Below are 11,777 nucleotides of genomic sequence, written 5' to 3'. Positions count from 1 at the left end.
TGACTCCAGAAAAAACATGAAAATACATTGAAAAAGATAGCACTATTTAACTGGAGCAGCGGTAAAGATTCGGCTCTCGCCTTGTACAAAACATTACAAAATCCCGAAATTGAAATTGCTTGTTTACTCACAAGTGTAAACCAACAATATCAGCGTATTTCAATGCACGGTGTAAGAGTTGGATTATTGCAGCAACAAGCCGAAAGTATTGGATTACCGCTTGAAATTATGCTAATTCCCGAAATGCCCACGATGGAAGTCTACGAAAAGGTAATGCGCGAAACATTGGCAAAACTTAAAAACCAAGGTGTAACCCATTCTATTTTCGGAGATATTTTCCTAGAAGATTTACGTAAATATCGCGAAGATAAATTAGCCGAAATAGATTTTGAGGGGATTTTTCCGCTGTGGAAAATTCCGACTCTCGAACTCATTCAAGAATTTATAGGCTTAGGCTTTAAAACGATTGTAGTTTGTGTAAACGAACGATTTTTAAATAAAAGCTTTGTTGGTCGTGTTATCGACCAAGATTTCATCAATGATTTACCTGAAAATGTAGACGTTTGTGGCGAAAACGGCGAATTTCATACTTTTACTTTTGATGGACCTATTTTTTCCAAACCAATTGATTTCGAAATAGGAGAAGTTGTATACCGAAAATACGAAAAACCAGAAAAAGAAGATTCCTCGGATACCGCTTGCGACACGAGTGCTTCAGATGCATTTGATTTTGGGTTTTGGTATTGTGATCTGGTTGAAAAATAATCTATTTAATGGCTAATAAATTCAGTACTTTAGGATAGGCTTCATTTTTATAATTAAGGTTTTTAAAAAAAAAGTACCAAAAATTTTTAACTCCTGAGATCTCTTTCGCAAAAATGCTTCATAATCCTAAATTTAACCGCATCAAAATGTTCAATAAGCACTTATTAATTTACTTTTTTAACTAAAAGCGTAAAATAATATTTGACATCGTTTACACAGATATTCTTGAGATGATTCTTTTTGTAAAAGGTTGCGTCAAATTATAAATATTTTATTTCTAAAGTTAAAAATAGATTCTGAAACATCCTTGTTTTGACTCTAAAAAAATACCGCTAATTCGCAAATTTCAAATGGATGATAACATTTGAAAATTAGCGAATTAGCGGTTATACTAGATTTTAAAGTCTTATTATCTTTCCTCGTAAAGTTTCAGTAATTGCGTCACAGTATTCCAATTGCGGATTGTTGCAATAACGTTTAGCTTCTTCTCGATGTATTTTTGGTCGAATCGGGTTTTTCCGGCGCCAACAGCATATTTTATAAAAATTCTGCTGCCGTCAATACTGGCTTCATCCGGTTTGAACTGACTTATTCTCAAATCATTCATACCGCTACTTTGTAACGTAGTCGAAATAAAAGCCACATATAATTTCTTAGTATCAATATCTTTTTCCTTCAAGAAAGGATTGTTCTTGAAACATGCTTCTAAATCTGCAGAGCTAATGACTACAACCGGCACTTCATGACCAAAAGCCTTGAAAATTTCCTGCTTTATTTTGAATCCAACAGCAGCTGAACTTTCTTCTTCTGTATCTACAAAAACATTGCCCGATTGAATATACGTTTGTACATTTTGAAAACCAATGGCTTCCAAAGTTGTTTTTAGCGCCTCCATTTTTATCATACTGTGACCGGAAACATTTATGCCACGGAGTAATGCGAGATGAGTTGTCATTTATTACTTTTTTTTACGAAGGTATTGCGTTTGGTGTTAATTTCACAATTAAGTTAAGTTTTAACTTTACATTTTTAATAAAGCATTTTAGAATCAATTACACTTTCCAAATTTCCAAACAAAAAACTATCTTCGCACTATGCAACAAAACCTCCTACTCACTCCCATCGAATACTTGAAAGGCGTTGGTCCCAATCGGGGCGAATTGCTACGTAAGGAATTGGGAATTTATAAGTACGTGGATTTGGTTAATTTTTTTCCAAATAGATACATAGACAGAACGCGCTATTACAAGATTAACGAACTGCAAAATAATAGTGCCGAAGTTCAGATTATCGGTAAAATCATCAACATCAAAACTGTAGAATTTGGCAAAAACCAAAAACGATTGGTAGCGACTTTTGTAGATGATACAGGACAAATGGAACTCGTTTGGTTTCAAGGTCACAAATGGATTCGGGAGAGTTTAAAGCTCAATGAAATGTGTGTTATTTTTGGGAAATGCACCTCTTTTGGAAATGCGTTTAACATGGCGCATCCCGAAATTGAATTGATGACAGAGCATGAACAAAGTCTGCGTTCAGCGATGCAACCCGTGTATCCTTCGACAGAAACTTTGACTAATCGCGGAATTTCAAACCGGGTGATTAATAAACTGATGCAGCAATTGTTTCTGGAAACACAAGCGTTATTCACGGAAACTTTACCGGATTATTTGATTAACGAATTGAAGCTGATTCCTAAAAAAGCGGCTTTATTCAACATTCATTTTCCAAAAAGTGCTGATGTTTTAGCTAAAGCGAAATTCCGATTAATATTCGAAGAATTGTTCTTTATCCAATTGCAATTAATCACGAAGAATCTCATCCGAAAACATAAAATAAAAGGACATCCGTTTACAACTGTAGGCGAAAACTTCAATGATTTTTATCAGCATCATTTGCCTTTTCAACTGACAAATGCTCAAAAAAGAGTGATAAAGGAAATCCGAACCGATATGGGAAGCAACGCCCAAATGAACCGATTGCTGCAAGGCGATGTAGGTTCCGGAAAAACAATTGTGGCTTTTATGAGCATGCTTTTGGCGCTTGATAATGGCTTCCAAGCCTGCTTGATGGCACCAACAGAAATCCTCGCCAATCAGCATTTTATCGGTTTATCCGAATTGGCCGAAACTTTAAATATAAATATCCGAATCCTAACAGGTTCTACCAAAATAGCTCAACGCCGAATTATCCATGAAGAACTGGAAAACGGTACGTTACATATCCTTATCGGAACGCATGCTTTACTAGAAGATAAAGTAAAATTCAAGAATTTAGGACTGGCTGTAATTGATGAGCAACATCGTTTTGGCGTAGAGCAACGCTCTAAATTATGGAAGAAAAATGTGATTCCGCCACACGTTCTGGTAATGACCGCCACGCCTATTCCCCGCACTTTGGCGATGAGTTTGTATGGCGATTTAGACATTTCAGTAATTGATGAACTGCCTCCGGGACGAAAACCGATTCAGACCGTACATCGTTTTGACAGCAACCGTTTGAAGGTTTGGAAATTCCTTCGGGACGAAATCGCTTTGGGTCGCCAAATCTATATAGTGTATCCGCTCATCCAGGAATCGGAGAAAATGGATTTCAAGGATTTAATGGACGGTTACGAAAGTGTTTCCAGAGATTTCCCATTGCCACAGTATTCGATTTCAATTTTGCACGGAAAGATGAAACCAGCGGAAAAGGATGCAGAAATGAAACGCTTTTCAGAAGGGAAAACTAATATTATGGTTGCGACAACTGTAATTGAAGTTGGCGTGAATGTTCCTAATGCCAGCGTGATGATTATTGAAAGTGCGGAACGTTTTGGATTGTCGCAACTCCATCAGCTTCGAGGTCGCGTGGGTCGTGGTGCGGAGCAAAGTTATTGCATCCTGATGACAAGTCACAAATTGAGTTCTGACAGTAAAACCCGAATGGAAACGATGGTGCAAACAAACGATGGTTTCGAAATTGCGGAAGTCGACTTGAAGCTTCGTGGTCCGGGTGATTTGATGGGAACCCAACAAAGCGGCGTACTGAATCTTCAAATTGCCGATTTAGTTCGAGACAGAGATACTTTGGCTTTAGCCAGAAATTATGCTTTAAAACTTCTGAAAGAAGATGCAGGGATGCAAAAACCGGAGCATACCGCTTTGAGAGTTGTTTTCTTAGAAATGACAAAAAAGAAAAACATCTGGAATTATATTAGCTAACCTAAATTCTTATTTTGAGAATAATGTTCAACTTTTGTTTTTGATTAAAACTAAAACGGCGAGAAGTTGATATTTTATCTTGCTAACGTAATTTTTGATCGTATGTACTTTTGAATTTAGTTTCGTTAAATACTATTTTTTCTATTATCAATTAAACCATTTCCGTTTTTTGTAGTCCTACAATCTAATGAGTTTCTGAAAACATTTTTTTTAATGCTATATTTCTAAAATATTTAGAATTCAGAAACGTATTTTTTACGGACAAGACATTTGTATGTACAAACGTTAAATAAAAATTAACACCTCAATTAATTCATTTCTAAAACCTAAATTTGTCTTTAACTAAAAAAACTGAGACCTAATCTTACTTAATAACTATGAAAATTAAATACCTAGTTTATGCCTTGCTAACAATTGGAATCATTGGATTTATTGGTTACCGAATAAAAGAAAACAAAAGTAAAAGTGGCGATTCAAAAGATCAATCAGGAAACATCAAATCAATGAATGTCAGTGGAATTATTGTAGAGCCACAAACGTTTGATAATAATTTATCGCTATCTGGTTCTATTGAAGCCAATGAACAGGTTGAAATCCGGAGTGAAGTTTCAGGAATTGTTGAACGAATTTATTTTAAGGAAGGAAGTAGCGTTAGCAAAGGTCAAGTACTTTTTAAAGTGAATGATTTAGAGTTAAGAGCCCAATTGAGACAAGCATCTACTCGAGAAGGATTAGCTTCAGAAAATGCAAGAAGAGCACAATTATTACTTCAAAAAGAAGCCATTAGCCAGGAAGAATATGATTTAGCCCGAGCGGATCTAAAATCAGCAGAAGCCCAAACTCAGTTGATTCAAGTTCAAATTGCCAAAACATCTGTACGAGCGCCCTTCTCAGGAAAAATTGGTTTGCGTTCTATTTCTCCGGGGATTTATATTACACCTTCCATGTTGATTGCAAATCTTGTGAACACCAGCAAGCTAAAAATAACTTTTTCGATTCCTGAAAAATATGCTACACAAATTAAGAAAAACACCTCTTTACACTTTACAGTAGCCGGATCTAATAAAAAATATAGCGCTATGATTTATGCTATTGAGCCAAGAGTGTCTGTAGCTACCAGAACCATACAAGTACGAGCATTAGCAGAAAACAAAGACGGTAACTTATTACCGGGACTTTTTGCCGATGTAGAAATGCCTTTGAATATTATCAAAGATGCGATCTTAGTCCCAACAGAAGCGATCATTCCGGTTCAAAACGGTAAAAAAGTTTTTATTTCCAGTGGAGGAAAAGCAAAGCAAGTGATGGTCGAAACCGCCACCAGAACGGATGCTTCCATCTTAGTACTTTCAGGACTTAAGGCGGGTGATACTTTATTGACCAGTGGTATTATGTCCTTAAAAAATGATGTTCCTGTAAAAGTAACTGTCGCTAAAAATAATATTTAAGGTCAATACCCTTAAAATTAAATCCCTTTGTTTATTGGGATTAAAAACTAAATTAAAACAATGAGTTTATCAACTTTAAGTATCAAAAGACCTGTATTAACTATAGTAATGAACCTTTCCATTGTGTTATTTGGAATAATTGGATATAGTTTTTTGGGAGTCCGGGAATTTCCTTCTATTGATCCTGCGCAAATTTCGATTCGAACCAATTATGCCGGAGCAAATGCGGATATTATTGAGTCACAAATTACCGAGCCTATAGAAAAAGCAATCAATTCTATTGAAGGAATTCGAAATATTACTTCGTCGAGTACCCAAGGAAACAGCAGCATAACCATTGAATTTAATTTAGGTAAGGATCTTGAAGCTGCCGCAAATGATGTCCGGGATAAAGTATCTCAGGCAGTACGAAATTTGCCAGAAGACATTGATTCCCCTCCTGTTGTCTCTAAAGCAGATGCCGATAGTCGTGCTATTATTTCGATGACAGTTCAAAGTGATTCCAGAAATTCCCTAGAATTAAGTGATTATGCTGAAAATGTTATTGCCCAAAGATTAGAAACAATCCCAGGAGTCAGTGGAGTTCAAATTTGGGGACAACAGAGATTTGCCATGCGTTTATGGATTGATCCTGTCAAATTAGCCGCTTACGGATGTTCCGTAGCCGAAGTTAGAGATGCCTTAAATCAACAAAATGTAGAACTCCCTTCTGGAAAAATAACGGGCAATAATACGGAATTAACAGTAAAAACAGTTGGAAATTTATCTACAGCCGAAGAGTTCAATAATATTATCATTCGTTCCGAAGGAGCAAAAACGGTTCTTTTTAGTGATATAGGTACAGCGGTTTTAGGACCTGAAAATCTGGAAACAAAAATGACGCAATCCGGTTTACCGTTAGTAGGTGTAGCTATAGTTCCGCTTCCTGGTGCAAATTATTTAGATATTTCTAAAGAATTCTACAAAGAATATGATAAATTAAAAAAGGATTTACCCAAAGATATTAAATTAAACATTGTTATTGACAGCACTATTTTTGTAAAAAAATCCGTTATTGAAGTGGCTGAAACCTTATTAATTTCTATCATTCTGGTAATTCTGATCATTTATTTATTCTTTAGAGATTGGGCTATTGCCATTAGACCCTTAATTGACATACCGGTTTCGCTAATTGCAACGTTCTTCATCATGTATCTTTTTGGTTTCTCGATAAATGTACTGACTTTATTAGCTATTGTTCTTGCTACAGGGCTGGTCGTTGATGATGGAATTGTTGTCACGGAAAATATTTTTAAGAAGGTCGAAGAAGGGATGTCTCCAATTGAGGCAGCTATAAAAGGCTCTAATGAGATCTTTTTTGCTGTAATCTCGATTTCAATTACTTTAGCAGCCGTATTTTTACCGGTAATTTTTCTGGAAGGATTTGTTGGGCGGCTATTTCGGGAGTTTGGCGTCGTCATAGGAGCCGCAGTATTAATTTCGGCTTTTGTCTCATTAACATTAACACCTATGTTAAATGCCTATTTGATGAAAGGCGGGGAACAAAAAAAATCAAAATTCTATATTTATTCGGAACCATTTTACCAAAGATTGAATAGTGGTTATGCCAGTGCGTTAAGTACTTTTATGAAACGAAAATGGATCAGTTTTCCCATTCTTATAGCTTGTTTTGGATTAATATATGTATTTTTTAATTTATTGCAAAAAGAAACTGCTCCTTACGATGACCGTAGTGCTCTTGTCATGAGAATGACAACTCCTGAGGGTTCGTCCTACGAATACACGGACCGCTTTATGCAAGAATTATCACAATTAGTAGATGATTCTATTCCGGAAAAAGAGGTTGCTTTGGTAATTACATCACCGGGATGGGGTTCCTCCTCTGTAAATAGTGGAATGATTCGACTGGCACTCTCAGAAACAGGGGAACGAGAAAAATCTCAAAAGGAAATTGCAGAAAAATTAAACCGATTAACAAAAAAATATCCCGAAATTAAGACTTCAGTTATTGAAGAACCTACTATTGCAGTAAACAGACGTGGAGGTCTACCGATTGAATACATTATTCAGGCACCTAATTTTAAACAATTAGAAAAAAAGATTCCTGAATTTATGGATGAGGCTGCCAAAAACCCTACGTTTTCGGTTACCGATGTAAACCTAAAATTTAACAAACCCGAAATCAATGTTACTATTGATCGGGAAAAAGCGAAAAGTTTAGGTATATCTGTTATGGATATTGCACAAACCTTACAACTATCTTTGAGCGGACAGCGTTTTGGTTATTTTATGCGCAATGGAAAACAATATCAGGTCATTGGACAATTTGAACAAGAAGATCGATCCAAACCTTTGGATCTAACTTCTATGTATGTAAAAAATAGTAGTGGAGAATTAATCCAAATGGATAATGTTGTTAGTATTCAAGAACAGAGCAATCCGCCACAATTGTACCACAATAACCGATACATGTCAGCCACTGTAACTGCCGGATTAGCACCGGGAAAAAGTATCAGTGATGGAATTGATGCCATGAATGAAATTAAAGCGAAAGTACTTGACGACACTTTTACCACTGATTTAGGGGGCGAATCCAGGGATTATGTAGAGAGTAGTTCTAATACCTCTTTTGCTTTTGGATTGGCTTTACTGTTAATATTTTTGATTCTGGCAGCACAATTTGAGAGTTTTATCGATCCTTTAATTATTATTTTGACAGTTCCAATGGCTGTTGCAGGTGCTTTATTCTCCCTTTGGTTGTTTGATCAGACGTGGAATATTTTCAGCCAAATTGGAACGGTAATGCTTATTGGATTAGTCACGAAGAATGGGATTTTGATAGTTGAGTTTGCCAATAAACTGAGAGAAGAAGGAAAACCAAAACTGGAGGCTATTTTAGAAGCTTCTGAATCCAGACTTCGTCCTATTTTAATGACTAGTTTAGCTATTTCATTGGGAGCTTTGCCTATTGCCTTATCTTTAGGAGAAGCATCTACCAGTAGAATTGGAATGGGAGTTGTCATTGTTGGCGGAACAATTTTCTCTTTAATTCTAACTTTATTTGTAATCCCTGCCATGTACTTAATGTGGTCTAAAGCTCGAAAACATTATCCTGAATTTGATCATATTGAAGAATATGAAAAAGAAGTTCAATAATTTGAACGGAGCTACAAATGACAAGGATTTATCTGTGATAAAAAAAACAATTATGACAAACACTAAAATACTCTTTCGCAGTTTAATTTTAATTTTCTTTTGTATTTTAAATACCCAAGCACAAGAAGTGCTAACATTGGAAAGCGCCATAAAGATAGCTTTGGAAAACAATTACGAAATAAAAATTGCAGCCAATAATTTAAAAATAGAAAAAACAAACGTAGCGGTTGGAAATGCAGGAATGCTACCCACCGTAACAGCTTCTGTAGTGGACAATAACAGCGTTCAAAATAGTTCCCAAACCAGGCAAGACGGAGCAGAAACGAAATTAGACAATGCTAAAAATAACAGTTTGAGTTATGGTGTAGGTCTGAACTGGACCATTTTTGACGGATTCCGAATGTTTGCCCGAATGAACCAGCTCAAAGAGTTACAAAAACTTGGGGAAGCCCAATTAAAGCTGACCTTAATTACTAAAATTAGTGACGTAAATGCTGCTTATTATGATTTAGTGCAGCAACAACAACAATTGGCCGCTTTGGATACGACAATTGTTATTTCAAATCAGCGATTAATTTTGGCACAAAACCGATTTACAATCGGAAAAGCATCTAAATTAGAGGTTTTGAATGCTCAGGTAGATTTAAATACTGACCAAGTCGCACTTTTAAGACAAAAAGAACTCTATGCTAACAGCAAAATCCTGCTGAATCAAATTATGGCCAGAGATCTTAAAATTAATTTTAAAGTAATCGATGTACTTGCAGTAGACCGACTGTTATTTCTTCCGGAACTTACTGTGCTGGCCGAAAAGCAAAATCCACAATTAGAAGCTCAGATCATCAATAAAAGAGTAGCTGAATTGCAATTGAAGCAAATCAAAGCAGGACGTTATCCTACAATCAGAGTTAATACGGCCTATAACTTTTCAGAAAGTCAATCCAGTCTTGGTTTCGTCACACAATCGCAATCCAGAGGTTTTAATTATGGCTTTACAGCAACATTAAACCTGTTTGATGGCTTTTCTCAAAATAGAAATGAAAAAATAGCGAAAATTCAAATTGAAAATTCCAAAACATCAATTCAGCAACAAAATTTGATCCTAAATGCTCAATTGGCAACCTCCTATCAAACCTATTTGACCAATTTAGAATTGATAACATTAGAAGAAAAAAATCAAGCAATAGCCCAACAGAATTTGACTATAACTTTAGATAAATTTCGCATTGGAACCATTACCACTCTAGAATTCAGAACCGCACAATTGAATTATGTTAATGCAAAGGTTCGCTATAGTAACGCCCAATTTCAAGGCAAATTATCTGAAATTGCACTTCGAGAATTGGCGGGAAATCTTATTTTTTAATTTGACAATAATTCACAATTTTGTTCTTTTTTCCATGGCTCAATTTTCAAATTTTAAGGGCAAAACGAATGGTAGTTTACAGTAAAAATTTTGATTCCTTATTTAGAACCAGAAAGTTCATTTTAGTTTATTTTTGCAAATAAAAAATCTGAATGACTTCGTATAACCCTAAAGATTGGATTAGTTTTATTTTCCATTTAAGCAAAGCCGATACTTTTCGGAAATTGATACCAATGATGCTACTTATTGGTGTTTATTCCGGTATAATAGGGTATTTGGAAATTGAATATTGGCATTTGCCGGATAACAGTCCCGTAAAAAACATTTCAATAATGCACGGAATGTTGGGTTTTGTAATTTCATTATTATTAGCCTACCGAACCAATACAGCTTATGATCGCTGGTGGGAAGGAAGAAAATTATGGGGATCATTGGTAAATAACAGTCGTAATTTATCTATTAAATTGTCTGCAATGTTGCAGGACGAAAAAGATCGTAATTTCTTTCGCAAAATAATTCCCGGGTATGCCTCAATTTTACACAAACATTTAAACGACCGTGACACCAGCCTGCAACTTTTTGACGATTTGGATTTAGACATTGATCATCAGAAACACAAGCCTAATCAGGTCGCAAAAATGATGTTTCAAAAAATCAATGATTTGTATGTTTCTAAAAAAATAACAGGCGACCAACTCTTGATTTTAAATACTGAAGTTCATTCGTTTACTGATATTTGTGGTGCTTGTGAACGTATAAAAAACACTCCTATCCCCTATTCATACAGTGCTTTTATCAAAAAATTTATTTTTATTTATGTACTGACTTTGCCTTTTGGATACGTGTTCAGTTTGGGATATTATGTAATTCCGGTTGTGGTATTTATCTTTTATGTTTTAGCAAGTTTAGAGCTGATTGCCGAAGAAATTGAAGACCCTTTTGGCATGGATGCCAATGATCTGCCCACTAAAAAAATGGCGGAAAACATAAAAAAACACGTCGAAGAATTAATTTAAATATTCCATAAATAGCACTAAAATTTAAGTTATTTACTTTAAATTTAGACTTTTCCTTTTTTAAAGTTTAAATTTATGAATAGTAATCGTACCTTCATCAACCCACCACATTTATCAAACGAGAAATCGTTAAAAACATTAGTGGAGAACCGAACGGTTTACTCTTTGAACCATTGCGAACTAAATCTTTTTGAAACTTATGAATCATCGGCATTAGTCCCTCTAAAATTTAATGATTTTGTAGTGACTAGCATGCTCAGAGGTAAAAAAGTGATGCATCTTTTTGATGATCCGAGCTTTGTGTACTTACCAGGAGAAACAGTAGTGATTCCCTCAAATGTAGAAATGAAAATTGATTTCCCGGAGGCTACAAGAAAAAATCCAACACAGTGTTTGGCTTTGGCCATAGAGCAAACTAAGATTATAGATACCTTACAGTTTTTGAACGAACGGTATCCTAAAGACGGAAACGACCAATTTTGGCAATTAAACGACCAAAATTATTTTTTCTACAACAATGTAGAACTGGCAGCTACCATTAATAAATTAATCAAAGAATGCATGAGTATTTAATTGGTGCAACAAACTTTCCCCCAATATAATTATCATATTTTGCCTTAAATTCTGGTCTTTGTGCTACGTTATCCATATTGTTATCTGTTTATATTTTATCAAAAATAGTTACCTATTTCTCTTTAGAATAGCACAATTCATTCAAGTAATAGCATTAAATTTAAATATGTGTTTTTTTAACCTAATTTTATTGTTTAATTCACATATAATTATATTTAAGATTCCTTTATCTGTATTTTTGGTACGTAGT

General features: G+C 35.1%; 8 protein-coding genes. 7 read left to right on the top strand and 1 reads right to left on the bottom strand.

Going from position 1 to position 11,777, the window contains the following annotated elements; translation table 11 throughout:
• The first annotated feature begins 27 nt into the window (after window positions 1–27).
• A complete protein-coding gene (locus tag EKL95_RS05775; RefSeq protein ID WP_126561567.1) occupies window positions 28–765 on the top strand; it encodes a diphthine--ammonia ligase in 738 nt (245 codons plus the stop codon).
• A 409-nt stretch (window positions 766–1,174) separates the two neighbouring features.
• Here the strand turns inward: EKL95_RS05775 and EKL95_RS05770 are convergent, their stop codons facing one another.
• Window positions 1,175–1,720, bottom strand: coding sequence for a DUF1697 domain-containing protein (locus EKL95_RS05770; protein WP_126563741.1), 546 nt, complete (start codon window positions 1,718–1,720; stop codon window positions 1,175–1,177).
• A gap of 139 nt (window positions 1,721–1,859) precedes the next feature.
• On the opposite strand from EKL95_RS05770, the gene recG reads away from it, so the two are divergent.
• From recG to EKL95_RS05740, 6 genes are all read left to right on the top strand, one after another.
• Entirely contained in the window at window positions 1,860–3,968 is a 2,109-nt protein-coding gene (gene recG, locus EKL95_RS05765; RefSeq protein WP_126451461.1) for an ATP-dependent DNA helicase RecG, read from the top strand.
• 377 nt (window positions 3,969–4,345) lie between these two features.
• Entirely contained in the window at window positions 4,346–5,416 is a 1,071-nt protein-coding gene (locus EKL95_RS05760) for an efflux RND transporter periplasmic adaptor subunit (RefSeq protein ID WP_126563740.1), read from the top strand.
• Window positions 5,417–5,476: 60 nt separating this feature from the next.
• The gene (locus EKL95_RS05755; protein ID WP_126563739.1) at window positions 5,477–8,572 is read left to right on the top strand and encodes an efflux RND transporter permease subunit; all 3,096 of its coding nucleotides are present in this window, start codon (window positions 5,477–5,479) and stop codon (window positions 8,570–8,572) included.
• Between the two features lie 52 nt (window positions 8,573–8,624).
• Window positions 8,625–9,938: a TolC family protein gene (locus EKL95_RS05750; RefSeq protein WP_126563783.1), complete on the top strand. Its 1,314-nt coding sequence runs from the start codon at window positions 8,625–8,627 to the stop codon at window positions 9,936–9,938.
• 152 nt (window positions 9,939–10,090) lie between these two features.
• Window positions 10,091–10,954: a bestrophin family protein gene (locus EKL95_RS05745; RefSeq protein ID WP_126563738.1), complete on the top strand. Its 864-nt coding sequence runs from the start codon at window positions 10,091–10,093 to the stop codon at window positions 10,952–10,954.
• Window positions 10,955–11,029: 75 nt separating this feature from the next.
• Window positions 11,030–11,527, top strand: a complete 498-nt coding sequence (locus EKL95_RS05740; protein ID WP_233589383.1) for an AraC family transcriptional regulator — start codon at window positions 11,030–11,032, stop codon at window positions 11,525–11,527.
• Window positions 11,528–11,777 lie beyond the last annotated feature (250 nt).

Origin of the sequence: Flavobacterium sp. LB2P53 (assembly GCF_003970305.1) — a bacterium.
Lineage (GTDB): Bacteria > Bacteroidota > Bacteroidia > Flavobacteriales > Flavobacteriaceae > Flavobacterium.
This window is presented reverse-complemented; position numbering and strand designations above follow the sequence as displayed.